The 24,689-nt window shown below is 41.2% G+C and carries 22 protein-coding genes; 10 read left to right on the forward strand and 12 right to left on the reverse strand.

What is annotated here, in order from left to right; genetic code table 11:
* Positions 1 to 47 precede the first annotated feature (47 nt).
* From argB to OQX61_RS16340, 7 genes are all read right to left on the reverse strand, one after another.
* Entirely contained in the window at positions 48 to 836 is a 789-nt protein-coding gene (argB, locus tag OQX61_RS16310) for an acetylglutamate kinase (RefSeq protein WP_265842860.1), read from the reverse strand.
* Between the two features lie 211 nt (positions 837 to 1,047).
* Positions 1,048 to 2,010: an acetylornithine carbamoyltransferase gene (locus OQX61_RS16315; RefSeq protein WP_265842861.1), complete on the reverse strand. Its 963-nt coding sequence runs from the start codon at positions 2,008 to 2,010 to the stop codon at positions 1,048 to 1,050.
* A gap of 1 nt (position 2,011) precedes the next feature.
* Positions 2,012 to 3,148, reverse strand: a complete 1,137-nt coding sequence (locus OQX61_RS16320) for an aminotransferase class III-fold pyridoxal phosphate-dependent enzyme (protein ID WP_265842862.1) — start codon at positions 3,146 to 3,148, stop codon at positions 2,012 to 2,014.
* Positions 3,149 to 3,220: 72 nt separating this feature from the next.
* Positions 3,221 to 4,192, reverse strand: coding sequence for an N-acetyl-gamma-glutamyl-phosphate reductase (gene argC / locus OQX61_RS16325; RefSeq protein WP_265842863.1), 972 nt, complete (start codon positions 4,190 to 4,192; stop codon positions 3,221 to 3,223).
* On the reverse strand, positions 4,182 to 5,375 hold the full coding sequence (argG, locus tag OQX61_RS16330) for an argininosuccinate synthase (protein WP_265842864.1): 1,194 nt from the start codon (positions 5,373 to 5,375) through the stop codon (positions 4,182 to 4,184). The genes argC and argG overlap by 11 nt, the downstream gene beginning before the upstream one ends.
* Positions 5,376 to 5,388: 13 nt before the next feature.
* Positions 5,389 to 6,093, reverse strand: a complete 705-nt coding sequence (locus tag OQX61_RS16335) for a GNAT family N-acetyltransferase (protein ID WP_265842865.1) — start codon at positions 6,091 to 6,093, stop codon at positions 5,389 to 5,391.
* 612 nt (positions 6,094 to 6,705) lie between these two features.
* Positions 6,706 to 7,908: an FAD-binding oxidoreductase gene (locus OQX61_RS16340; protein WP_265842866.1), complete on the reverse strand. Its 1,203-nt coding sequence runs from the start codon at positions 7,906 to 7,908 to the stop codon at positions 6,706 to 6,708.
* A 125-nt stretch (positions 7,909 to 8,033) separates the two neighbouring features.
* Between OQX61_RS16340 and OQX61_RS16345 the strand changes: the two genes are divergently transcribed.
* From OQX61_RS16345 to OQX61_RS16380, 8 genes are all read left to right on the forward strand, one after another.
* On the forward strand, positions 8,034 to 9,179 hold the full coding sequence (locus tag OQX61_RS16345; RefSeq protein ID WP_265842867.1) for a M28 family peptidase: 1,146 nt from the start codon (positions 8,034 to 8,036) through the stop codon (positions 9,177 to 9,179).
* A 177-nt stretch (positions 9,180 to 9,356) separates the two neighbouring features.
* Positions 9,357 to 11,753 carry an outer membrane beta-barrel protein gene (locus OQX61_RS16350; protein WP_265842868.1) on the forward strand — a complete coding sequence of 799 codons (2,397 nt, stop codon included), beginning with the start codon at positions 9,357 to 9,359 and terminating at the stop codon, positions 11,751 to 11,753.
* Positions 11,754 to 11,834: 81 nt separating this feature from the next.
* Positions 11,835 to 12,947, forward strand: coding sequence for a sensor histidine kinase (locus OQX61_RS16355; protein WP_265842869.1), 1,113 nt, complete (start codon positions 11,835 to 11,837; stop codon positions 12,945 to 12,947).
* On the forward strand, positions 12,944 to 14,074 hold the full coding sequence (locus tag OQX61_RS16360) for a sensor histidine kinase (protein WP_265842870.1): 1,131 nt from the start codon (positions 12,944 to 12,946) through the stop codon (positions 14,072 to 14,074). The genes OQX61_RS16355 and OQX61_RS16360 overlap by 4 nt, the downstream gene beginning before the upstream one ends.
* Before the next feature lies 1 nt (position 14,075).
* Positions 14,076 to 14,795, forward strand: coding sequence for a LytTR family DNA-binding domain-containing protein (locus OQX61_RS16365; RefSeq protein WP_265842871.1), 720 nt, complete (start codon positions 14,076 to 14,078; stop codon positions 14,793 to 14,795).
* Between the two features lie 118 nt (positions 14,796 to 14,913).
* A complete protein-coding gene (locus OQX61_RS16370) occupies positions 14,914 to 16,455 on the forward strand; it encodes a DUF4394 domain-containing protein (protein WP_265842872.1) in 1,542 nt (513 codons plus the stop codon).
* 145 nt (positions 16,456 to 16,600) lie between these two features.
* On the forward strand, positions 16,601 to 16,906 hold the full coding sequence (locus OQX61_RS16375) for a YbaB/EbfC family nucleoid-associated protein (protein WP_265842873.1): 306 nt from the start codon (positions 16,601 to 16,603) through the stop codon (positions 16,904 to 16,906).
* 27 nt (positions 16,907 to 16,933) lie between these two features.
* Complete coding sequence (locus tag OQX61_RS16380; protein WP_265842874.1) at positions 16,934 to 17,611, forward strand: metal-dependent hydrolase; 678 nt, start codon at positions 16,934 to 16,936, stop codon at positions 17,609 to 17,611.
* A 187-nt stretch (positions 17,612 to 17,798) separates the two neighbouring features.
* On the opposite strand, the gene polA is transcribed toward OQX61_RS16380, so the two are convergent.
* Complete coding sequence (gene polA, locus OQX61_RS16385) at positions 17,799 to 20,615, reverse strand: DNA polymerase I (protein WP_265842875.1); 2,817 nt, start codon at positions 20,613 to 20,615, stop codon at positions 17,799 to 17,801.
* A gap of 200 nt (positions 20,616 to 20,815) precedes the next feature.
* Here polA and OQX61_RS16390 point away from each other — a divergent pair, with 200 nt between their 5' ends.
* Entirely contained in the window at positions 20,816 to 21,511 is a 696-nt protein-coding gene (locus OQX61_RS16390; RefSeq protein ID WP_265842876.1) for a hypothetical protein, read from the forward strand.
* Between the two features lie 6 nt (positions 21,512 to 21,517).
* On the opposite strand, the gene OQX61_RS16395 is transcribed toward OQX61_RS16390, so the two are convergent.
* The 4 genes from OQX61_RS16395 to trmB form a co-directional block, all read right to left on the reverse strand.
* Complete coding sequence (locus tag OQX61_RS16395; protein WP_265842877.1) at positions 21,518 to 22,087, reverse strand: DNA-3-methyladenine glycosylase I; 570 nt, start codon at positions 22,085 to 22,087, stop codon at positions 21,518 to 21,520.
* A 62-nt stretch (positions 22,088 to 22,149) separates the two neighbouring features.
* A complete protein-coding gene (locus OQX61_RS16400; RefSeq protein WP_265842878.1) occupies positions 22,150 to 22,491 on the reverse strand; it encodes a carboxymuconolactone decarboxylase family protein in 342 nt (113 codons plus the stop codon).
* 130 nt (positions 22,492 to 22,621) lie between these two features.
* A complete protein-coding gene (locus tag OQX61_RS16405; RefSeq protein ID WP_265842879.1) occupies positions 22,622 to 22,948 on the reverse strand; it encodes an MGMT family protein in 327 nt (108 codons plus the stop codon).
* A gap of 55 nt (positions 22,949 to 23,003) precedes the next feature.
* A complete protein-coding gene (gene trmB / locus OQX61_RS16410) occupies positions 23,004 to 23,654 on the reverse strand; it encodes a tRNA (guanosine(46)-N7)-methyltransferase TrmB (protein ID WP_265843078.1) in 651 nt (216 codons plus the stop codon).
* A gap of 94 nt (positions 23,655 to 23,748) precedes the next feature.
* Here trmB and OQX61_RS16415 point away from each other — a divergent pair, with 94 nt between their 5' ends.
* On the forward strand, positions 23,749 to 24,678 hold the full coding sequence (locus OQX61_RS16415) for a GDP-L-fucose synthase (protein ID WP_265842880.1): 930 nt from the start codon (positions 23,749 to 23,751) through the stop codon (positions 24,676 to 24,678).
* Positions 24,679 to 24,689: the final 11 nt, after the last annotated feature.

Genomic DNA, 24,689 nt, shown 5'->3' on the forward strand with positions numbered 1-24,689 from the left:
CTTTAATATGGTTGGTTGGTTGATTGATTGTAGGTGTTCAAAGGTAGTTAAATGATTAAACGGGTTCCAAAACCCTGTTCATTTAACTGAGGAAGCTCATCAGCCTTGCCGATATAAACCGCGTTCACTCCTTTTTTTATCGCTTCAAAGGCATTGTGTAATTTCGGAATCATTCCGCCGGATACGACCCCTTCGGACTTTAATCCTTCAAACTCCTGCATTCTGATCTCAGGAACTAAGGAATTATCATCCTCTATATCGCGCATCACGCCTCTTTTTTCAAAACAGTACACCAATACGGTATCGTATAAATCAGACATTGCTACGGCTACCGCAGAAGCAATTGTATCCGCATTGGTATTTAACAACTGACTTTCGCCATCATGCGTAATCGCACATAAAACGGGTACTAATCCAGCTTTCATCAGACTATCTAAGGTTCCGGAATCCACAGAATGGTCATCCAGGTCACCTACAAAACCATAGTCAATATCTTTTACGGGGCGTTTAACCGCCTTGATGATGTTTCCATCGGCACCGGTAAGGCCGATTGCATTACAACCTTTCGCCTGCAATTGTGCCACCATATTTTTGTTAATCAGACCGGCGTACACCATCGTTACGACTCTCAGCGTTTCAATATCTGTAATGCGCCGGCCTTCTACCATTTTCGCTTCTATGCCAAGGGAAACTCCAAGTTCAGTCGCAATTTTACCCCCTCCATGAATTAAAATCTTATCTCCGGGAAGCGCATTAAAGTCCAGTAAGAACTGATGCAGTTTCTCCGAATTGTCAATTACATTTCCGCCGATTTTAATTACACTTAGTTTCTTCATTTCTATTCCAAATTTTTTCCATATTTCAGCCCTTACAGGGCTGGTTACCTTTTTATTCCCGCAGATTTTTGTTTGTGGCAATTCAGGAACCCGGGATTACAAACCGGGAAAACACCTGAGGCTTTCCGTTAACACCGGACCTCAGTATTCCGGAAAACCAAGCCATATAAAAAAAGGGATGCCGGATTTATTCCGGCATCCCCTATGTCATTTATAAATCTTCCAAAACTGCTTTCAGGACTGCCTGCGCGGCCCACAAGCGATTTCCTGCTTCCTGTATCACCAAAGAATTTGGTCCGTCCAATACTTCAGATGACAACTCCAGATCCCGGCGCACAGGCAAGCAATGCATCACTTTCGCATCATTTGTCACTTTTAGCCGCTCATTAGTAATCATCCAACCTTCCGGGAAAGGCAGGACCTTTCCATATTGCTTATAGCTGGACCAGTTTTTCACATAGATATAATCGGCATCCTGCAAAGCCTCCTCTATATTATGACTGATATTCGCACCTGGCGTAAAATCCTTTGAAAGCTCATAACCTACCGGCTGCACAATTGTGAAATCCAGGATTCCCTCTTCTTGTGCTTTACACATCCATTCCGAAAAAGAATTCGGCACTGCTTGCGGCAAAGCCTTGATATGTGGCGCCCAGGCTAAAACTACTTTCGGCTTTTTGCTACCTTTCCAGGTTTCTTTTATCGTTACCAGATCCGCCAGACTTTGTAAAGGGTGACGCGTAGCACTTTCCAGACTTACTACCGGAACGCCGCAATAGCTGATAAATTTATTAAAAAACTCTTCGTTATAATCTTCTTCCCTGTTCACTAACTTCGGAAAAGAACGTAATCCCAATACATCACAATACTGCCCCATTACAGCGGCAGCCTCCCTGATATGTTCTACAGTTGTACCGTTCATTACCACACCATCACGTGTTTCCAATGCCCAGCCTTCCTTGTCCATATTCATCACCATCACATTCATACCCAGATTCAAGGCAGCTTTTTGCGTACTTAAGCGGGTGCGCAAGCTAGGGTTCAGAAAAACCAGACCTAAAGTCTTGTTCTTTCCTAATTCCTGATGCGCATAAGGGTCCTTTTTCAAGGCCAATGCCGCTTCTACTAACTCTTTGATGTCTTCAACATCATTTACTGAAGTGAATTGTTTCATCTTATGATCCTGTTAATGCAGTTTTAAAATGGGTTAAGAACTGATCTGCCTGTGCTTTTGTTAAATTCAAAGCCGGCAACAATCTGATTACATTAGGCTTAGCCTCACCAGTAAAGATATGGTGCTTAAACAACAAATCTTTCTTTACGTTTGGCAAGCTTTCCGGAAGTTCGATCCCGATCATCAGACCACGACCACGAACCTCTTTTACCCCTTCAATTTTCTGAAGTTCCGAAATCAGATAGGTACCAATTTCTGCTGCATTTTTCATCAGCTGATCCTGATCCATAATCTCCAGTACTGCCAGAGCAGCGGCACAAGCCAGGTGATTACCACCGAAAGTAGTGCCTAACATCCCATGCCATGGTTTAAATTTCGGAGCGATAGAGATTCCGGCTACCGGAAAACCATTGCCCATTCCTTTTGCCATCGTATACACATCAGCTACTACGCCGGCATAATCATGAGCATAGAATTCCCCTGTTCTGCCATAGCCACATTGTACGCTATCGGCGATATAAAGGGCATCATACTGATCGCAAAGCGAACGGATCTTTTGAAGGAAGCTTACAGAAGCCTCTTTAATGCCACCCACACCTTGAATACCTTCAATAATTACGGCGCAAACCTCGTTTCCGAAGGATGCAAAAGCTGCCTCTAAAGCTGCCTCGTCATTATGAGGAAGGAAAACAACATTTTCCGTTTCATTAACCGGTGCAATAATTTTAGGGTTATCAGTAGCGGCAACTGCTAAGGAAGTTCTTCCGTGGAAGGCGCCTTTGAAGGCAATAATTTTTTTACGACCGTTATAGAAAGATGCTAATTTCAAGGCATTTTCATTTGCTTCTGCGCCTGAATTACATAAAAACAGCTGATAATCTACTTTTCCAGATACTTTTCCCAGCTTTTCAGCCAGTTCTACCTGCAAAGGAATTTTAACGGAATTAGAATAAAAACCTACTTTATTCAACTGATCGGTCAGTCTTTTCACATAGTGAGGGTGGGTATGACCGATAGAAATCACGGCATGGCCGCCATAAAGGTCTAAATATTCCTGGCCATCGGCATCCCAAACGGTGCTACCTGCGGCTTTTACGATTTCAATATTGTTTAACGGGTATACGTCAAATAAGTTCATTTTTCAAAGGTTTGAATAGGTGATCAAAAGATTAAACGGTTCCTGAACAACGTTCAGTACAGCGGGATTTAATTAAAACCCTGCTGCTTTAAGCGCCAGACCCTGCCGCTCTTCCAGTCCAAAAATCAAGTTCATATTCTGCACTGCTTGTCCGCTCGCCCCTTTTAATAAATTATCGATGATACTGATCACAAACAGCTTATTGCCATGTTTTTCTACATGCACCAATGCTTTATTTGTGTTCACCACCTGTTTCAAATCTATATTTTTCTTACTCACATGCGTGAAAGGATGTGCCGCATAGTATTCCTCATACAAGGTTTGCGCTTCCGCTGCTGTCAGCTCGCTTTCCACATACATGGATGCCAGAATTCCTCTTGGAAAATCCCCACGTTGTGGGATGAAATTCAGGACGCCATCAAAATTTGGGTCCATCTGTATCAGGCTTTCGCCGATTTCATTCAGGTGCTGGTGATCAAAAGCTTTATAAATCGACAGATTATTATTTCTCCAGCTGAAATGAGAAGTTGCCGAAAGGCTTTGTCCCGCGCCGGTAGAACCGGTAGTTGCGTTCACATGAACTTCTCCTTTTAACAAGCCTTTAGCCGCCAGTGGCAATAATCCCAACTGGATACAAGTGGCAAAGCAACCTGGATTTGCAATATAACCTGCGGTTTTAATGCGTTCGCGATTCAGTTCTGGTAAACCATAAACCCAATCTTCTCCCGCTGCAGCATTCAATCTAAAATCCTGACTCAAGTCAATAATTTTGATCCCCGCAGCAACCGGATTGGCTTCTAAAAACTTCTTCGCATCGCCATGACCTACACATAAAAACAGCACATCAATATCCGAAGACAACTCACCTGTAAAACGCAGGTCAGTATCTCCAAAAAGATCTGTGTGTACATCAGAGATCAGGTTTCCGGCGTTGCTTTTGCTATTTACAAAAACGATGTCCACCGAAGGGTGGTTGATCAGCAATCGCAGCATCTCACCACCGGTGTAACCGGCACCGCCAACGATTCCTGCTCTAACTCTCATCGCTGTTCACTTTGTGCCAGATCATCACCTGGTTACCAAAAATCTTAGAGAAACCTTTCACATCTTCACCACTCCATGCATTGTTCATTTCGCCGTAGCTACCGAATTTATTGCTCATTAAATCATGCGCAGACTCGATACCGATAATCTGGAAACGGTAAGGCAGCAATTCTACAAATACTTTTCCGCTTACTGTTTTCTGCGTATCGGCTAAGAAAGCTTCGATATTACGCATAATCGGATCATGAAACTGACCTTCATGCAACCAGTTTCCATAAAAAGAACCCAATTGCTCTTTCCATGACAACTGCCATTTGGTCAAGGTATGTTTTTCTAAAGTATGGTGTGCTTTGATGATCACCATTGGCGCCGCAGCTTCAAAACCTACACGACCTTTGATACCGATAATGGTATCACCAACGTGAATGTCTCTTCCGATACCGTAAGGCTGTGCAATCGCCTGTAATTTTTGGATGGCTGCAACCGGAGCTAAAGTTTCTCCGTCGATACCTACCAACTCACCTTTTTCGAAAGTCAGCGCTAATTTACGTGGCTCCGTAACCGAAACCTGTGTTGGCCATGCTTCTTCAGGTAAAGTTTCATTAGAAGTTAAAGTTTCCTTTCCTCCTACTGAAGTACCCCATAAACCTTTATTGATAGAGTATCTTGCTTTTTCCGCACTATATTCTACGCCATGATTGGCTAAATATTCTATTTCCGCTTCGCGGGATAATTTCAAATCTCTGATTGGCGTGATGATTTCTACGTTCGGGATGATGATATTGAAAATCATATCGAAACGTACCTGATCATTTCCTGCACCGGTACTACCGTGAGCAACATAATCAGCACCAATTTTTTTCACATAGTTCGCAATGGCTGTTGCCTGACTTACACGCTCTGCACTTACAGAAAGCGGGTATGTTGCATTTTTCAACACATTACCGAACACTAAATATTTAACACAGCCATCATAATAATTGGCTGTTTCGTCTACTACCGCATGAGAAGCTACTCCTAAAGCGTAGGCACGTTTCTCAATCTCTTTCAATTCTTCCTCAGAAAAACCACCAGTATTAACAATCACAGAGTGAACTTCCATTCCACGATCCTGTGCCAAATAAATACAACAAAACGAAGTATCCAAACCTCCGCTAAAAGCTAAAACAACTTTTTTCTTCATCTTAAAATAACAGCTATTTAAATAAAAAGGTAAACAATAATACAAGGGCTTTTAATCCCCCTTTTCCCGAAGGTTTAGGCTTTAACACCAGTCTTTGTTTGATGCGCATAAAGCGTTCATACAGTTTCGGCTTTCGCGCTAATTCTTCTGCAAATTTCTTTGCCACATCGTGCTTTTGCGTTGCAGGATCGTAGAGCATTGCGGTACACATGCAATTCTTACGTTCCTTCATCGTCAGGATTTCAAAGTTCACGCAACTTTGACACCCTTTCCAGAAATCTTCATCCTGGGTAAGTTCTGAGTAGGTAACCGGTTCATAGCCAAGGTCAGAATTGATCTTCATGACTGCCAGACCAGTGGTCAGGCCGAAAATTTTAGCTTTCGGATATTTCTGTCTGGAAAGTGCGAAGATTTTTTCTTTGATGGCATGGGCCAGTCCGGCCTTTCGGAATTTAGGACTTACGATGAGGCCAGAGTTGGCCACAAATTGTCCATGACTCCAGGTTTCGATATAACAGAAGCCTGCCCAGCTTCCATCTTTATGGAAAGCGATGACAGATTTTCCATCCGAAATTTTACCTGCAACGTACTCCGGAGAGCGTTTAGCGATACCTGTACCACGTGCTTTGGCCGATTCGGCCATTTCTTCGCAAATTTCTTCGGCAAAGACACGATGTTCAGGAAGTGCAACCTGCACTATAAAATCGTTTGTATTCATTAATAGGTTAACGAAAAAAAATAAATGTTCTGATTAATTGTTTTTTAAGAGGCAATCCTCTATGGAAATGTACTGAGGGTTACTCAGAAATGATTCAAATCCGGGGCGTGAAATTTTGCCGATTAGTGGTAACAGAAAATATGGGTCGCAAACGGACAATAAACAGACTTTTGGAAGCAATGTTCTTTGCTTCTACAATAGAAAGTTTATGTATAATTTGCTTAATCATTTCTTGTGTCTGATACTTCTTTAAAATAGTTGAGGCGCAAAGGTTTAAATAAATATTGAGTTGTGCAATACGTTTTTAATTTTTTTACACTTTTACGTGAAAAAAGATTGAATTAAAAACGGAGTTCCCTGCTCTCCTTTCGCCGCTATAATTAATCAAAAATCAAGCCCCTTTTTCATGCTTTCTGTTTTTGACCTCCCTTTCTATTTTCAAGCCCATTTAAATGACAGAATAACAACGGTTTTTTAAAAATATGACCCATCCTGGTTTTAACTTATCGTTCAAAAATAAGCTAATAGATAAAAGTATGACACCTATAAGCATTAAGTTTTCATTAATTTTTCAAAACCACTGAATCACATAAATGACTTAAAAACAACACATTACCTTCCGAACCGGAAATAATGAGAAAGCAAACCTGGCGTCCCTCTCATCATCTCCGGAATGATGTCCATTCCTGCTATAGAAAAAGTGATGCCATTTCCACCAAAACCCAAAACAAAATAACTGTTAGGGAACTTCGGATGTGCCCCGATATAAGGCAGACCGTCTTTGGTTTCGCCAAAAGTCCCGCACCAACAAAAATCGTCAACAAACTGATGACCTGGCAGATACTGCCTTAATGCCTTAACCAGCTTATCTCTTTTACGCCCGAGTAAAGCATCTCTTAACCTGGGATTTTTAAAATTTTCATCTTCACCACCAACCAATAACCGGCCATCGGCTGTAGTTCGCATATACAGATATGGGGTGTCAGTATTCCAAAACAGGGTGCTTTCCATTTCCGGTGATAAGGTATGATCTTTCTCACTTACCATCGCATAAGTACTTTTCAGCGAGACAATCTTTTCCGGCAACATCGCCTGTGTTTCATAGCCAGTACAATAAATCACCTTCCCTGCTGTAATTTGCAGCCCTGTTTCCAGCTCTGCCAGGACCTTGTTTTTGTCATATCTGACCTTTTTTAAAGCAGTTTTATCAAACACCCGCAGACCTTTTTTGGCATTATAGTGCAGGAGATTGTGCGCCAGACAAAAAGCATCCACACTTCCGCCTTCTTCTGATAAAATCCCTCCTTCTGCCTGTAAGCCATAGCGCTCTTTAATTTCCTTTTTTTCTAACCACTTCACCTTAAAACCAGCCGTCTTACGGGCATCAAGCTCCTTTTTCAACCAGGACACCTCTTTACGCCTACCTGCAAAATAAAGCGAATCCTTCCTTTCAAATCCGCAGGGCGAATCAATCTCCGCAACCAGTTCTTCTAAACGATATATGGCATCCCTGCAAGCTTTATAACTTGCAATTGCGCCTTGCGCACCTATCATTTCCGTTAACTGGTATAAGGGCACATCGATCTCATATTGTAGCATGGAAGTAGTGGCCGAGCTACTGCCATTGGCGATTTCTCTTTTGTCTATCAACACCGTATCATAGCCTTGCTTCATCATGGAATGGGCCATCAGCGCACCTGTAATTCCACTTCCTACAATTAATACTTCACAAATGATGTTCTCCTTCAGGGAAGGATAAGTGTGCAGCAATCCATTTTTTACTAACCAGAAGGGTTCATTTGATCGGATGTTCATATTTTATGGGGCTCAGGGATTAGATAAAGGTTCTGCTTTCCCAGGAATAACAATACTTTTAACGATCTGTTTTAATCCCCAACAGCTTTAAATCCCTTATATTCGTTTTCAACCCCCTCAGCTACATGAAAAAGTGCTTGCTTCTCCTTCTGTTTATCCTGACGAAACCAGTCTTCGGACAGGATTTGAAAACGGCAAGAAAAGTGGTAGACACACTGACGTCCCGGGAGATGTGGGGCCGCGGTTATACCAGGGACGGCATGGACAAAGCAGCCAATTTTATCAGTGCAACCTTTAAGGATTACGGATTGATCCCCATGGACGGCAAGGACTTCAAACAAGCCTTTAGCTACCCTGTAAATACTTTCCCCGGAGAAATGATGTTGCAGATTAACGGAAAGACGCTCCTTCCGGGAAAGGATTTTTTACCAGGCCCGGAAAGCATGGGACAAAAAACACAAGGAGCATTGACGCAAAAAGACAGCGTCACGTTCCTCAACCCCGAACATCGTATCCTCTTACTGTTAAAAGACAAACTCACCTGGTCTGTGGCACCCGCAGCAGGGGATTATACCCGGATAGAACTCGACCCTAAAGCAATATCCGGTACTCCTGAAAGTATTGAGCTCAATATGGAGAACAAATTTATTCCTGACTTTCCGGCAGCCAATATCTGTGCGATGGTAAAAGGTACCCGCAATCCCGATTCTGTCGTGTTAATTACGGCCCATTACGATCACCTGGGAGGTTTGGGGAAGGATACTTATTTCCCTGGCGCAAATGACAATGCCAGTGGCATTGCCTTATTATTGAACCTCGCAGAATATTATGCCAACCATCCACAGCCTTATACTATGGCTTTTATTTGCTTCGCCGGCGAGGAAATCGGTCTGTCAGGCTCAAAGTATTTTACGGAAAACCCATTAATCGAGCTTAGCAAGATCCGCTTTATGACGAATGTAGATATGGTGGGAACCGGGGAAGATGGCATCACCGTAGTGAATGCAACAATTCATCCCAAAGAATTCACCCTGCTCCGGCAGATCAATCAGGATAAAAAATACCTGACTAAAATCAATTCCAGAGGGAAAGCCGCAAATAGTGACCATTACTTTTTCACGGAAAGGGGTGTTCCTGCATTCTTTATGTATACGCAGGGGGGAATTGCTGCTTACCATGATGTTAACGATCAGGCCGCAACCTTGCCATTTACCGCATTTGAAAGCCTTTTCAAATTGTTTGTAGACTTTAACACCGCCTTAATGAAATAAGCCCGGCTACCTGATAAACCCTCCTAAACCTTAAAAGGTATGGGGTAACGATTTTTCCAAAATCCTGTTGTCGGGTAAAAATTCATTTTCATAGGTCAAAACCGTCCACTCGGCTAATAAAATCTTTTCATTTTCTTATGAAACACATCTTTACGATAAGAAAAACAAGATGATATCATGAAAACGCTAAACCTCCTCCTAATTATTTTACTCCTAACGGTAAGTTACACAAAAGCACAGGACACTATAACTGGAAAAGTGCTGGATGAAGCTGGCCTGGCCATTCCTTTTGCCACACTAAAGTTATCATCCCCAAATGACAACACTCCCGCCCTTGTTAAATTAACTGACCAAAACGGCGTATTCAAATTACAATATAACGCTCAACAAAAACCTTCATTAACGGTCAGCTACCTTGGTTATGCCTCCTTAATTAAGGTGCTGTCAACTGCTCAATCTAATCTCAACGATACTTTACGTCTCAGCCTTAAGCCTCAGGAAAATAATCTGGCTGAAGTTTCTATAACTGCCAGGAAAGCCCTCATTACACAAAAGATTGATCGCCTGGTCTTAAATATCAGCAACAATTCGCTCAGTGCGGGAAAATCCTCCTTAGAGATTTTGAGTATGGCTCCAGGTGTATTTGTGAATAACGGCGTCATTTCAATTAATGGTAATGCCGGAACCAGGGTCATGGTTAATGGAAAAATTCTACCACTTAACGGGGATGATTTAACAAATTATCTGAACAACCTTCGCGCAGATGACATCGAATCTATAGAGGTGATTGCGCATCCGCCAGCCGAATACGAAGCACAAGGAACGGGGGGGATGCTCAATATCATTTTAAAAAAGCAAAGCGCTGCGGGGATCAACGGATCTATTAATGCGGGTTATACTCAGGGTCGATATGCCGGGACCAATGAAGGTGTTCGTCTAAATTTCAAGGAGGACAAAACCGTTTTTTTTGTCAACTATACCTTCAATAAATTAAAAAGCTATGAAGATAACGAGATCAACAGACAGTATGTTAATCAACCCTATCAATTTGCAGAAGCCGCCAGCTACATCAACAATAACACCGGACACAGGATAAATACCGGGTTGATCTATGATTTATCAAAGACACAATATATTGGGCTTGATTATGCTGGCTCATTTAACAGAAAAACGGCTACTTCACAGTCTGTTGCCACTGTAGATTACCCGAATAACGAACAGGACCTCAGAAATATCGGCACATTTCCAGTAGGCACAAAGACCAACTATCATAATATTGGCCTGAATTATAACATCACTTTCGATAAATCCGGATCCGGTTTCCAATTATTAGCAGATTACACGAGCAATAAACTGACGAAAAACAGTGCCGCCTATAGTGCCTTCTACAATGATAGCGACGTACGCTTGTCGGACACGGCATTCAGAAATACCACGCCAGGCAATGCTTCCATTTATACGGCTGATGCCAGATATCTGAAGGTTTTTGGCAAAAATAACAGCGTAACTTTTGGAGCAAAAGGCGTTTCCAGTGTGATTAAAAACAGTGCTACATTTGAAGGGCTGGAAGATGGTGACTGGAAAAACAATCCTGAACAAGCTTACCGTTATGATTACAAAGAAAAAATCCTTGCTGGTTATTTCAACTATACTGGTAAAATATTCAATACTGATGTTAAACTGGGAATGCGTGGGGAGTATACAACAACGTCCGGTAATTTAGTGACCTCCAATATGCTGACTGAAACAGCTAATTTCAATTTGTTTCCCTCTTTGTTTTTGAAACATGGCTTGAATAAAGATGGAGATAATTATTTGTCATTATATTATGGCAGAAGAATTGCCCGCCCTTCCTACAACACCTTAAATCCTTATGAATCTTACCTCAACAACTATGCTGTAGGCCGTGGAAACCCATATTTAAAACCATCCTTTAGCAATGTTTATGAAATCGGATTCACCTTAAAAGGCAAATATTCTTTTAAAGCCGGTTATCAAAATGACAAAGACCTGGTTTCACAACTTATCAAAATTGACGAGCAAAACCCCTTGTTAGCGATCTATACCTATGAAAATTTCGGAAACAACAAAAATTTAAGTTTATCGGTTAATGTTCCTGTTTCCATCACCGAATGGTGGGAATCGAATACGAACGTTGAAATCAGGCATCAAAAAATCAATACCCCAGACTTAACCATCGGTAAAGGGATGGTTGCCCTGCAAATGAATCATGATTTCAAGCTATCACCAAAAACAAGCATCAACCTGAATGCCTTCTATCTTTCGAATCTGATTGGCGGCAACTTTCTTGCAAAGAATCTGGTTAGCCTGGACATTGGTGCTCAGCACAAACTTTTAAACAATAAGTTGTTGCTAAAAACCACCATATCAGATCCCTTCTATACGTACAAAATAAAAGGGACAACGGTTTACAAGGATTACAGCTCAAAACTGAGTCAAAGAAGACAAACCAGAACATTTAATGTGTCCATGAACTATAATTTTGATCTGGGAAAAGCATTTAAATCCAAAATATTGCAAAAAAGCAGTGAAGAGGAAGGAAAGCGCTTGTGAAAAAACTTAGTTTTACGCGAAGAAATAAAATACATTAAGAAATAAAAGTAAGCCTGCTAGAAACCGTTTTAATTTAAAATCATGTCCAACTTCATTATATGGTTTCACTCTTTTTACCAGAGGACGAACAGAGTTACCCTACATTTAGCCATGTGGCTGGCTTTTGGAATCTTCATAGAGCTGGGTTTAATCCTCAGTCATAAAGTCTCCTTCTATTCCTCACTGTTTTTTCTGCTGCACCGCATTGCATTAAATGTGGTGCTGTTTTACTTGTTTTTTTATTGGATTCTTCCTCAGTTTATACTTAAAAGGAAGATCTTAGCATCCGTTTTATTGAGTATCGGACTAATTTATATTTCTGAGATCATTCAATATTTAGGGATGATATTCACCTATCATTATGGAGAAGTAGACAATCCGATTATGAAGATCCAGTTCGAAAAAATGGCTGAGCAAGGCTTTTTCCATATTTTTTCCTTCAAGAACATCATGGGTGATCTGATTTTCATTATCGCCTCACTATCCCCGTTTTTCTGCATTAAGATATTGGTCGACATTATGAAACTGGCCTATAAGCGTACGCAGCTGGAGAAAGAGAAAGCACTTATGGAGATCAACTTTTTAAAGTCACAGCTGAACCCACATTTCCTATTTAATACACTAAATAGTCTCTATATCCTGAATATGAAAAAGGATAAAGCGGCATCAGACCTCATTTTGGAACTGTCAGAAACATTAAGATATACTTTGTATGAATCCAATACAGAACAAGTAAGCTTAGACAGGGAACTGGATTTTCTGGAAAACTATGTAAAGCTGGAAAGTGTGCGGTACCCTGCACATACCAGAATAGAATTCGATTGTGACAGGTCTGCCGCCGGAGTTCTCAATATCTCTCCTTTGCTCACTTTCCCTTTTATTGAAAATGCCTTTAAACATGGATTGGGGACTTCTTTGAAGGATGCATGGATAGAAATAACCGCGAGAGTGGTTGGTCACACTTTTCATTTTAACATCAGGAATAGTAAAAATGATGAAAATAACGGCACACAACTAAAGGAGTACGTTGGGGGAATAGGTGTATCGAACACCAAAAAAAGATTAGCGCTTTTATATCCGGGAAAGCACATTTTAGAGATTGTGAATACCTCAGACGAATACAGTATAGAATTAATGATCAACCTTAAATCATGAATAACACGACAACTCCTGCTAATCAAGACTTTATTTTATGGTTTCATTCCTACTATACCAAAGAAAGGCGCATTGGGCTTCATGTCCTGATGTGGTTAATTTATGGGGCAATCATAGAAACCAGCTTGCTCCTGACTACTGATCTCTCCATTAATGCATCGCTTCTTATTCTCATTGACGTTCTTCTTGGAAATTTTATCATTTTTTATCCTTTTTTCTATTTCATTTACCCGCATTTAATTCGAAAGAAGAAGATCATTCTGAGCATATTAAGTACCATTGCCTTAATTTATTTATGGCGGGTAAACGGATACCTAAACGATTTACTGATTAACCAATTTTCTTATATAGATGATGAGGTCTTCAGAAGAAAACAAGAGATTAGACTACAAAATGGATTCCTGCATATTTTTACTTTTGAAAGGCTATTTGGTGGGTTTATAGACATCATCTATTCCCTTTCACCTGTTTTTTGCCTGAAGATCATTGTAGAGATGCTTAAATCTGCCTATAGGACTACGGAAATGGAAAAAGAAAAGGCAGCCATAGAAATCGCCTATTTAAAGTCGCAGCTCAATCCTCATTTCTTGTTCAATACTTTAAATAGCATCTACATCTTAAATATGAAGGAAGACGAGGCAGCCGCTGATGTCATCTTAGACTTGTCAGATACGCTAAGATATACCTTATATGAATCAAATAAAGAGAAAGTCAGGCTCCAACAGGAAATTGACTTCCTGAACAATTATGTGAATCTGGAACGCGTACGGCTAAATAAAAAAACCAGCGTAGTGGTCAATTGCGACCTTTCCGGAGTAGATGCCCTTAGTATTTCTCCTTTACTGATGTTCCCGTTTCTGGAAAATGCATTCAAACATGGCCTGGGTAACTCTATAGAGAATCCATGGCTGGAAATAAACGTTAAAGTACTGGATAATACCTTCCATTTTGATATTAAAAACAGTAAAGAAGCTGAAAAGAACAATAATGAGTTAAAAGAGTATTTTGGTGGCATAGGCGTGGAAAATACAAAAAAAAGACTCGCACTTTTATATCCGAACCGACATATATTAGAAATTAAAAGCACCTCTGAATATTACCATACCAATTTAAAAATCAAGCTATAATATGAGCGAATATATAAGATGCCTCGTTGTTGATAATGAACCTTTAAATTTAGAAATCATGGAAAGCTTTATCGGTAAAGTCGACTATCTGAAGTTTGAGGGTAAGTGTGAAAATGCATTTGAAGCGATTGATTTCCTTCAAAAGAATGAAATTGATCTGTTATTCTCCGATATCCAAATGCCCAAAATCAATGGATTGGAGATGGTCCAGTCTTTAGCAAATCCACCGGCAATTATCTTCGCCACCGCTTTTGGTGAATATGCACTCGATGGTTTTGATATCGGTATCGTAGATTATCTGCTGAAGCCCATCTCCTTTTCCAGGTTCCTGAAAGCCTGCAATAAAGCGAAATTACAGATTGAACAATCCAGGGTTAAAGGATCTTCCAGCAGCCCTTCAAATGAAAATGGGCACCTCTTTATCAAAGAAAATGATAAACTGACGAAAGTGTTGTTTACAGATATTCTTTATGTAGAGGCCATGGGAGATTATGTTAAAGTCATCACTAAAACAGCAACACTGGTTACCTATTCAACGTTTAAGGGCTTTGAAGAGCGTCTGCAGCATAAGAAATTCGTAAGAACCCATAAATCATTTATTGTACAGATCAACGCGATCAAAACCATCACCGGAAACATTGTGGTTCTTGAGGATGATAGTGCGATTCCGATCTCTAAAAACTACAGGGAAAGTTTTCTTGCAGTAGTAACGGAGGGTTAATTAACTGTACACCAACAACAAACACTCCGATTCTCAACCATAACGGAGCCAGAAGCAATAAAACCAGGCTAAGTGTTTTTCCGTAGATACCCAAAACCTTCTACTAAAACACCTACCTATGAAAAACTTTAACTTAAAAGGGATTCTCCTGAGGAAATCCCTGTTCCTACTGCTGCTTTTTGCGGCAATCATAACGGCTTGCAAGAAAGATAAGGATCCAGTTATTGAACCGCCAACACTACCTGTTGCAGGCCCGGATCAGGTTTTTTACGCTTTATCCAACAACAGTCTGCTCAAATTTAACGCGAAAAACATAAGCACAGCAATGTCTACCGTTGCCATTACCGGGCTTACCGGTAACGAAAAAATACTGAGTATTGACTTCCGCCCTGCCACAGGAGAACTTTACGGAGTAAGTAATACCAATAAGTTATTTGTGATCCGGTTAAATGGGGCTGCCAGAGCAATTGGAACAGGCATTAGTCCTGTAATTAACGGCACTGCTGTTTCTCTGGATTTTAACCCAACCGTAGACCGCATCCGACTGATCACCAACACAGGCCAAAACCTTAGGTTACATCCGGAAACAGGTGCTGTAGCTGCCACAGATGGCAATATTAATGGCGTTACCAATCCCAATATCTCAGGCGCAGCTTATACAAACAGCAAAGCCGGAGCCGCAACAACCGTTCTTTTTGACATCGATCTGACCAGCAAAAAGCTCTATAAACAAGACCCGCCAAACGACGGGAAATTGGTAGAAGTTGGCGCACTAGGTGTAGAAATTGGCAGTAGTGCCGCGTTTGACATTTCGCCGGACAATACCAAAGTTCTGGCTGCGGGTACTATTGCCGGCGCATCCAGCCTTTACACCATCAATCTGGAAACCGGAAAAGCGACTTTTGCAGGAAAATTCCCTGCATCCAGTCCAATTGAAGGCCTGGCTATACCTACAGATCCTGTAGCCTATGCAGTGGACAATGCCAACAACTTTTTAATCTTTAACCCAATGAATCCGGCAGCAATGGTCATTAAGCCAATCACAGGTTTAGCACCAGCGGAAACGGTGCTTGGCATCGACTTCAGACCGGTTAACGGCCAGATTTATGCTTTAGGAAGTACCAGCAGATTGTATACCGTAAATGCCGCAACGGGCGCCTTCACCCCGCTGGGCTCGGGAGTCCTGACTACCCTACTCACCGGCACTAGCTATGGCTTTGATTTCAACCCTATGGCAGACCGCATTCGTGTGGTTGGCAATAATGGTCAGAATTTACGCTTAAACCCTGAAACAGGTGCTGTAGCCGCGATAGATGCCATCTTGAAACCAGGAACTCCATCCGTTAGTGCCGCCGCATATACCAATAACTTTGCCGGAGCCACAGAAACCGTACTATTCGATATCGACCATGTCACCGATAAACTTTACAAACAAACTCCGCCAAATGACGGGATTTTAGTAGAGGTCGGCAGCCTGGGCATCAATGTAGAAAGCACCAATGGTTTTGACATCGGCAGTAACTCCGGAACAGGGTACGCCATTTTTACCATTGGCGCCCTGAACAAAATATATACGATTAACCTAACCAGCGGGATAGCTACATCGGTTGCTGATTTCCCGAAAACAGTTACCGCAATGACCCTTGGCTTAGGCATGTAACCTTCTTTTATCTACTTATGACGACAGCTGTATCCCTTCGGATATGGCTGTTTTTCTTAAATCCCCTGCAGGAAATCTTTACATAAAATGTTTTCTTTAAACCAATTTCCCTTAATTTCGTTGTTATAATAAAATAAACAAGCTTATGTTCGAAAAATTAATGGCTGCACAAAAGCAGGCCGAAGAGATAAAAAAGAGATTAGATACCGTTTCTGTTTTTGGTGAAGTAGAAGGTGGTGCTATTCGCATTACTGCAACAGCAAACAAAGCGATTACCGCCGTAGAGATCGATGAAGAATTTTACAAACAAGCAGATAAAGAAGAATTAGAAGAGCTCTTGTTAACTGCCATCAACAAAGCTTTAGCACAGGCAGAGCAAGTAAGCGCACATGAAATGCAAGCTGCGACTCAGTCGATGATGGGTGGTCTTGGCGGAATGTTCGGCCAATAGTCGTTTTTAACCTTAACTTTTAGCCTCATGAAGTATACTTATTATGGTCAATCCTGCTTTCTATTAGAAGCAGCTGGCAAGAAATTTCTTTTTGATCCATTTATTAGTCCGAATGGGCTGGCGAAACACATTGACACCACGAAGATTGAAGCAGATTATATTCTGGTAAGTCATGGACATGGTGATCATGTGGCAGACCTGGTGAGCCTCGCAAAACAAACCAACGCGAAAGTAATTGCCATGCCGGAAGTAATTGCCTGGGCAAAAGCTCAGGGGGTTACCAATACGCATGATATGAATTATGGGGCTCAGAAATTTGAGTTTGGTAAATTAAGAATGGTATGGGCAGCACATTCGAGTTCTATGCCTGACGGTAGTTATGGTGGAAATCCGGCAGGATTTGTACTTGAAACAGCTGGAAAGGCTATTTATTTTGCCGGAGATACTTCGTTAACGGTAGAAATGAAATTGCTTGCAGAACTTTACAATCTAGATTACGCGATTCTACCGATTGGTGGGAATTACACAATGGATGTGGATGATGCATTGGTCTCTACAAGATATTTCGACTGTAATAAAGTGATTGGGGTGCATTACAATACGTTTCCAGTGATTGCAATTGACACAGAAGAAGCGATTGCAAAGTTCAACAGAGAAAATAAAGTGTTGTTGTTGCCATCGATTGGTGAAACGATTGAGTTATAATTAAAAAGCAGTATGCATTAGAATGCAGATTGCGTCAGGAGATTAATTGCTGGATTATTAGTAATTATTTAATAATGTAAAAAAGGAGGCATGTCGTCGATTCTGGAATCTTTTACCCTGAAAAGGGCAAAATTTCCGGTGAATCTCCTGACATATCTCCTTTTTTTATTAATCCTACACCAATTTTTTAATGAGCTTCCAGCCAGTTATTACCTTCACCGATTTCTATTTCAATCGGCACAGTAGTTTTTATGGCGGTTTTCATACGATGTGTAATGATCTTTTTCATGGCTTCTACTTCTGTTTTCAACACGTCAAAGACCAACTCATCATGCACCTGCATGGTCATTTTAGATTGTAAGCCCTGATCCTGAATGTCTTTATGAATGTTCAGCATGGCCACTTTAATCATATCTGCGGCAGAACCCTGAATTGGGGCATTGATCGCATTTCGCTCTGCAAAACCACGTACAGTTTGATTGGCTGAGTTAATATCTCTTAAGTACCTTCTTCTGCCGAGGATGGTCTCTACAAAGCCGTTTTCTCTGGCGAAGTTCATGGTATCTGACATGTAGCGCTGAATACCTGGATACTGTTCGAAATATTGCTCAATAATTGCGGCAGCTTCTTTTCTTGGAATACCCAGATTCTGAGACAATCCAAAAGCAGACTGACCGTAGATAATACCAAAGTTTACTGCTTTAGCATTACGACGTTGGTTTGACGTTACTTCGTCAATAGCAATTCCATATACGCGGGCTGCGGTTGCCGTGTGAATGTCAATACCATTATTGAAGGCTTCCAGCATGTTTTCTTCCTTGCTGATTTCGGCAATGATTCTAAGCTCAATCTGCGAATAATCCGCAGAAAGCAATACATGGTGCTCATCTCTTGGAATAAAGGCTTTACGTACCTCTCTGCCGCGATCGCTACGAATAGGAATGTTTTGCAGGTTTGGATTGTTAGAACTCAACCTTCCTGTTGCTGCTACAGCCTGATTATAGCTGGTATGCACCCTTCCGGTTTTAGGATTTACCAATAGCGGTAAAGCATCAACATAAGTAGATTTCAGCTTTTGCAACTGGCGGAAATCAAGGATGTCCTGCACAATATCGCTTTTATTGGCTAGTGCTAATAACACATCTTCACCAGTTTGATACTGTCCTGTTTTAGTTTTTTTAGCTTTAGGATCTAGTTGTAATTTATCGAAAAGAACCTCACCAAGTTGTTTTGGCGAAGCAAGATTAAAAGTAACCCCACATTTTTCGAAAACATTCTGTTCAAACTTCCTGATGTCGGTTTCCAGTTCTTTTGAATAGTTTTTCAGCGTATCTACATCGATTTTTACACCTTCTTTTTCAATAGCTGCGAGTACATACACCAAAGGATTTTCTACATCTCTGGCCAGTTCTTCCACATTCAATTCCTTTAACATCGGTCTGAAAACATCTGCCAGCTGCAAGGTCACATCCGCATCTTCTGCTGCATAATCAACGACCTGCGCTACCGGAACATCTCTCATATTTCCCTGATTTTTACCTTTCGCACCAATCAGTTTAGTGATAGAGATTGGGGTATAACCCAGATAGTTTTCTGCAAGGACATCCATGTTATGTCTGGTATCCGGATCAATCAGGTAATGCGCAAGCATCGTATCAAAAAGTTTTCCTTTGATAGCAATGTCATACCATTTCATGATCAGGATATCATATTTGATGTTTTGTCCGATCTTCCCGATATTTTCATTTTCAAGAACCCCTCTGAATTCTTCCAGAATAGTCAATACTTCTTCCCTCTCCGCCGACAAAGGAACATAATATCCCTCTCCGGGTTTGGTACTGAATGACATTCCTACTAAATCTGCAAGGTTGGCATCTGTGCCTGTAGTTTCTGTATCAAAGCAAATGCTGTCTTGTTTTTTCAGATGCGCGATCAATGATTTACGCAGTTCCGGAGTATCCACCAATTGATAATCGTGGATAGTATTTTCTATTGTTTTTGAGGCCTGCGTTTCTTCGGAGAAGGTCGGAGCAGACACAAATGTGCCGGTCTTTCCTGCTGGTTGATCCACAGGGCTGCCAAATAAGTCTATTTGTTGAGAAGCCGCAGGAGCTTTTGCCTCATTCACATTAAATTCTTCTCCAAAAACACGTTTGCCGATGGTTCTGAATTCTAATTCTGCAAATAATGGTTCCAATAACTCACGACTTGGAGATTCTAACACCAGTTCATCAGGATTAAATTCTACCGGAACATCCAGAATGATGGTCGCTAGTTTTTTGGACAATAAGCCTTGCTCTGCATAGGCCTCTACGTTTTCACGTTGTTTTCCTTTTAACTCATGAGAATGTGCAATGATGTTTTCCATTGAGCCATATTTCTGAATCAATGATTTCGCAGTTTTCTCTCCGATACCGGGGATACCAGGGATATTATCCACTGCATCACCCCATAGGCCAAGGATATCAATTACCTGTTTCACATCTTCAATTTCCCATTTCGCTTTCACTTCAGCTACGCCCATAATTTCCATTTCATTACCCATACGCGCAGGCTTGTAAATGAAAATATTATCAGACACCAGTTGTGCAAAATCTTTATCTGGAGTCATACAGAATACGGTAAAGCCTTGCTTCTCGCCTTCTTTGGCCATTGTCCCGATGATATCATCCGCTTCAAAGCCATCTTTCGTAATCACAGGGATTTTAAAGCCTTCAATCAACTTAAACACGTAAGGTAAAGCCGCAGAAAGATCTTCCGGCATCGCCTGTCTGTGGGCTTTATAAGCCTCAAAATCTGTATGTCTTTCCGTAGGAGCCGATGTGTCAAAAACCACGGCAATATGACTTGGTTTTTCCTTTTTCAGCACCTCCATTAAGGTGTTTGCAAAACCCATCACAGCCGATGTATTGATCCCTGTGGACGTAAAACGGGGGTTTTTACTCAATGCAAAATGCGCTCTGTAGATGAGCGCCATGCCGTCAAGAAGAAAAAGTTTTTTCATCAGTATGTCGTTATTTTATTGATTGGGAAGCGATCATCAGCTGCTGATCCTCCATTACATTTATACTTTATTATAGCGCGGTTATAACGATGGACTGTTACCTCCATATCGGAATTAACCGCATCGGATAAAGGTACTAATACTTAAATAATTGTTTGTCATTATCCATAACAACAGCAAATAATTTCCGTTATTTGATTATGATGAAAGCGATAAAGACCCTTGGCCTGTTAGTTTTACTAATGATTGCAGGTATTGGCGCAATGGCGCAGGATATTGTAGTGATAGAACCGGGAAACTTCCTTCGGGGAACCATTAAGGGAACCGACTATTCGACCGTAGTTTTCATAAAAGAAGATGAATCTGTGGTGCAATTGAAAGCTACAGACATCCAGGAATTTGTATGGAATGGGGAAACTTATGTGAGTAAACCAATTGTGGTCAACAATAAAACGCAGCACAAATTTTTCAAAATCATTGAGCATGGTGCCATAAACCTATATTCCATAGGTGGAAATGCCCTTGTAGATGTTCCGGAGCCTAAAAGAGCGCGGATCAGGCCAAGTATTGGCATTGGAGCCGGGACAGGCAGTTTCGGTAGTGGCGTAGGAATTGGTGGTGGAATCTCTATTGGTGGTGGCCGCAGACAAGAGGCCCCGAAAAGAAAAATGATGCCTGCTACGTTTTTTATGGAGAAGCCTGGCACCGGCCGGTTGATGGAAATGCCTGTGGAAGGAGTCGGTTCGGCTGAAAAAAACCAGCAGATCAAAAAGGTATTGCTAGAACAACTAGGCGATGATGCGGATCTGGCGGAAAAAATAAAAGCGACAGAAAACTTTGATTCAAAGTTAATTATCGCTTTTGTGACGGCTTACAATGAAGCTCATAAAAAATAGGCTGTTTTACTTTCTTGCTTTACTGATGCAGCCTTCAATATGGTCGTTAACCATACCGGTAGCCTGCATGTGCGCATAACAGATCGTAGTCCCAAAGAACTTAAAGCCCCGTTTTTTCATGTCTTTACTGATGGCATCCGATATTTCTGTGCGCGCAGGAACGTCAGTTAAAGACTTTACGACATTAACAATGGGCTTTTTATCCGGCAGAAATCCCCAGATAAAGTCGGAAAAAGAACCAAATTCCTTCTGGATCTCTATAAAAAGGCGGGCGTTCGTGATGGCTGCTTTTACTTTTAACTTGTTCCTGATGATACCGGCATCATTCATTAAACGCTCCTCATCGGCTTCCGTGAAAGCGGCTACTTTTTGCACGTCAAAACCGGCGAAAGCAGCCTTATAACCTTCCCTACGCTTTAATATCGTGATCCAACTGAGTCCAGCCTGTGCACCTTCCAAAATCAGAAATTCAAAGAGCGTCTGGTCGTCATAAACCGGCTTTCCCCATTCTTCATCGTGGTATTTTACATACAAAGGATCGGTACCACACCATCCGCATCTGATAATTTCTGACATTGTTATACTGGCTAAAATACTACTGAAAAAATGCTATTGGATAAGTTTTTCTGAATGAGTTTCTACTGACTAAGTTCGTCCCAATATTCAACGGCTCTTCTGTAATGCGGGATCACAATCGAGCCACCTACCAGGTTTGCAATCATAAATACCTCATTGATCTCTTCATTGCTTACGCCTTCATTGAAACATTTTTCCAGGTGATATTTGATACAATCGTCGCAGCGCAATACCATAGAAGCTACTAGCCCCAACATTTCCTTGGTTTTCACATTCAATGCACCATCCGCATAAGTGGTGGTATCCAACGCCAAAAACCTTTTGATGTTCGTGTTGGCAGTCTCCATAATTCTATCGTTCATTTTAGAACGGTAATCGTTAAATTCTTCTACTAATTTTCCCATAATAAGCTGGTGCTTTCAATTTTTTATGTTTCTCTTTTTCTTATCGCAATTCTCTGATCCCTTATCATTCTAAACGATCACCTATCTCTCCAAACGATCAGTTGTTCGCAAATGAAATGCTGTAAACTACTTAAAGTTCCAGTAAGGGGTTCCAAAGCAAGGCTTTAAAATTCTGAACCTTATCATTTTTCACCGCTACCCCTTCCGCTTCCAGCAGCTCCTGCATCATTTCCGGTGTCTTAAAATGGAATTTACCGGTCAGCAAGCCGGCACTATTCACCACCCTGTGAGCGGGAACAGGCGGATGCGCAGCACCGGCAGTACTCATGGCATAACCTACCATACGAGCGGAACCGCCAGCGCCCAAACTTTTCGCTATTGCGCCATAAGAAGACACCCTTCCCTTAGGAATGAGCCTCACCAACTCAAAAACCTGGTCATAAAATAATTGCTCCATTGATGATTTTCTAAGGTTAAAATTCAAATGAAACCAGAAACTCCACTAAACCATACTATTCAAAAGAGAACTGTATGTAATTGATGTTTTTATCGTGTTTCAGATAGATGCGCTCGTAATGTGTTTTAATCTTTAAAACGTCATCATAATACTCAGAAGTATATAAATGATCTGTTTTCTTATGACAAATTAAACCTAATTCTTCCACTTTTTCAACGGTATAAGCGTATAAACCATCATTATCAGTTTTCAGGTTTACCCTTCCACCAGGTTTAAGCAGGCTTTTGTACATATCAAGGAAGCGATCATAGGTTAATCTTTTCTTTTCTCTGCTGTCCTGAGGCTGAGGATCGGGGAAAGTAATCCAGATCTCGTCTACTTCTCCTTTTGCGAAGTATTCCATCAGGTCTTCAATCTGAATCCTTAGGAAGGCCAGGTTTTCAATGTTCTCATCAACACCCGTTCTTGCGCCTCTCCAGATGCGATTTCCTTTTAAATCAATCCCGATGAAGTTTTTCTCCGGAAAGAATTTCGCCATGTTTACCGAGTATTCTCCTTTACCACAAGCCAGTTCCAATACAATTGGCTGCTCATTTTTGAAATGTTCAGAACCCCATTTACCCTGTAAAGGTTTCCCTTCTTCCATCTGATATACATTGGAAAAAGTATCTATCTCTGCAAATTTTCTTAATTTATCTTTACCCACTACTAAAATATTTTTATGCAAAAATACAATTAAATCAGTCTCTTAAAGATGATGCGAACTATTTCGTAGTTTTGCCCCTATAATCGAATTTTAATTGGAAAAGAACGCAAAAATATATGTAGCCGGCCATCGCGGTATGGTAGGCTCAGCAATCTATCGTAAGCTGGTTAAGGAAGGATATACCCAACTGATCACCAGAACCTCATCGGAACTTGATTTACGCAATCAGCAGGATGTGGCCGACTTCTTTGCAGCAGAAAAACCGGAATATGTTTTCCTTGCCGCAGCGAAAGTGGGTGGGATTATCGCCAACAACACTTACAGAGCCGACTTTTTGTATGAAAATCTTTGCATTCAGAACAATGTGATCCATGAGGCTTACAATACTGGTGTAACGAAGCTGATGTTCCTGGGATCGAGCTGTATTTATCCGAAACTGGCGCCTCAGCCATTGAAAGAAGAATACCTGCTGACCGGGCTTCTGGAAGAAACCAATGAACCCTATGCCATTGCTAAAATCGCGGGAATCAAGATGTGTGAAGCTTACAGAGCGCAATACAATTGCAACTTTATCTCTGTGATGCCGACCAATTTGTACGGTTATAACGACAATTATCACCCACAAAACTCCCATGTGCTACCTGCATTGATCCGTAAGTTTCATGAAGCAAAGGTAAATGGCACGACGGAAGTAAACATCTGGGGTTCAGGATCACCAATGCGCGAGTTTCTTTTTGCAGACGACCTGGCAGAAGCCTGTTATTTCCTGATGCAGAATTATGATGAAGCTGGCTTTGTCAATATCGGAACCGGAGTAGACCTGAGCATCAAAGACCTTGCTTTATTGATCAAAAAAGTAATCGGTTTTGAAGGAGACCTGACCTTCGACAGCAGTAAACCAGATGGAACACCACGTAAATTAATGGATGTTTCTAAACTGCATGAATTAGGATGGAAACACAAAATAGAGCTGGAAGAAGGCATTAAAATGGCTTATCTGGACTTTCTTGCGAAACATATTTAAGACCGGATACC

The organism is Pedobacter sp. PLR, assembly GCF_026239675.1.
Lineage (GTDB): Bacteria > Bacteroidota > Bacteroidia > Sphingobacteriales > Sphingobacteriaceae > Pedobacter.

Bases quoted from the DNA above. Each gene is read 5' to 3' on its own strand.
- argB (WP_265842860.1), bottom strand. From the start codon at position 836: ATGAAGAAACTAAGTGTAATTAAAATCGGCGGAAATGTAATTGACAAT.
- OQX61_RS16315 (WP_265842861.1), bottom strand. From the start codon at position 2,010: ATGAAACAATTCACTTCAGTAAATGATGTTGAAGACATCAAAGAGTTA.
- OQX61_RS16320 (WP_265842862.1), bottom strand. From the start codon at position 3,148: ATGAACTTATTTGACGTATACCCGTTAAACAATATTGAAATCGTAAAA.
- argC (WP_265842863.1), bottom strand. From the start codon at position 4,192: ATGAGAGTTAGAGCAGGAATCGTTGGCGGTGCCGGTTACACCGGTGGT.
- argG (WP_265842864.1), bottom strand. From the start codon at position 5,375: ATGAAGAAAAAAGTTGTTTTAGCTTTTAGCGGAGGTTTGGATACTTCG.
- OQX61_RS16335 (WP_265842865.1), bottom strand. From the start codon at position 6,093: ATGAATACAAACGATTTTATAGTGCAGGTTGCACTTCCTGAACATCGT.
- OQX61_RS16340 (WP_265842866.1), bottom strand. From the start codon at position 7,908: ATGAACATCCGATCAAATGAACCCTTCTGGTTAGTAAAAAATGGATTG.
- OQX61_RS16345 (WP_265842867.1), top strand. From the start codon at position 8,034: ATGAAAAAGTGCTTGCTTCTCCTTCTGTTTATCCTGACGAAACCAGTC.
- OQX61_RS16350 (WP_265842868.1), top strand. From the start codon at position 9,357: ATGAAAACGCTAAACCTCCTCCTAATTATTTTACTCCTAACGGTAAGT.
- OQX61_RS16355 (WP_265842869.1), top strand. From the start codon at position 11,835: ATGTCCAACTTCATTATATGGTTTCACTCTTTTTACCAGAGGACGAAC.
- OQX61_RS16360 (WP_265842870.1), top strand. From the start codon at position 12,944: ATGAATAACACGACAACTCCTGCTAATCAAGACTTTATTTTATGGTTT.
- OQX61_RS16365 (WP_265842871.1), top strand. From the start codon at position 14,076: ATGAGCGAATATATAAGATGCCTCGTTGTTGATAATGAACCTTTAAAT.
- OQX61_RS16370 (WP_265842872.1), top strand. From the start codon at position 14,914: ATGAAAAACTTTAACTTAAAAGGGATTCTCCTGAGGAAATCCCTGTTC.
- OQX61_RS16375 (WP_265842873.1), top strand. From the start codon at position 16,601: ATGTTCGAAAAATTAATGGCTGCACAAAAGCAGGCCGAAGAGATAAAA.
- OQX61_RS16380 (WP_265842874.1), top strand. From the start codon at position 16,934: ATGAAGTATACTTATTATGGTCAATCCTGCTTTCTATTAGAAGCAGCT.
- polA (WP_265842875.1), bottom strand. From the start codon at position 20,615: ATGAAAAAACTTTTTCTTCTTGACGGCATGGCGCTCATCTACAGAGCG.
- OQX61_RS16390 (WP_265842876.1), top strand. From the start codon at position 20,816: ATGATGAAAGCGATAAAGACCCTTGGCCTGTTAGTTTTACTAATGATT.
- OQX61_RS16395 (WP_265842877.1), bottom strand. From the start codon at position 22,087: ATGTCAGAAATTATCAGATGCGGATGGTGTGGTACCGATCCTTTGTAT.
- OQX61_RS16400 (WP_265842878.1), bottom strand. From the start codon at position 22,491: ATGGGAAAATTAGTAGAAGAATTTAACGATTACCGTTCTAAAATGAAC.
- OQX61_RS16405 (WP_265842879.1), bottom strand. From the start codon at position 22,948: ATGGAGCAATTATTTTATGACCAGGTTTTTGAGTTGGTGAGGCTCATT.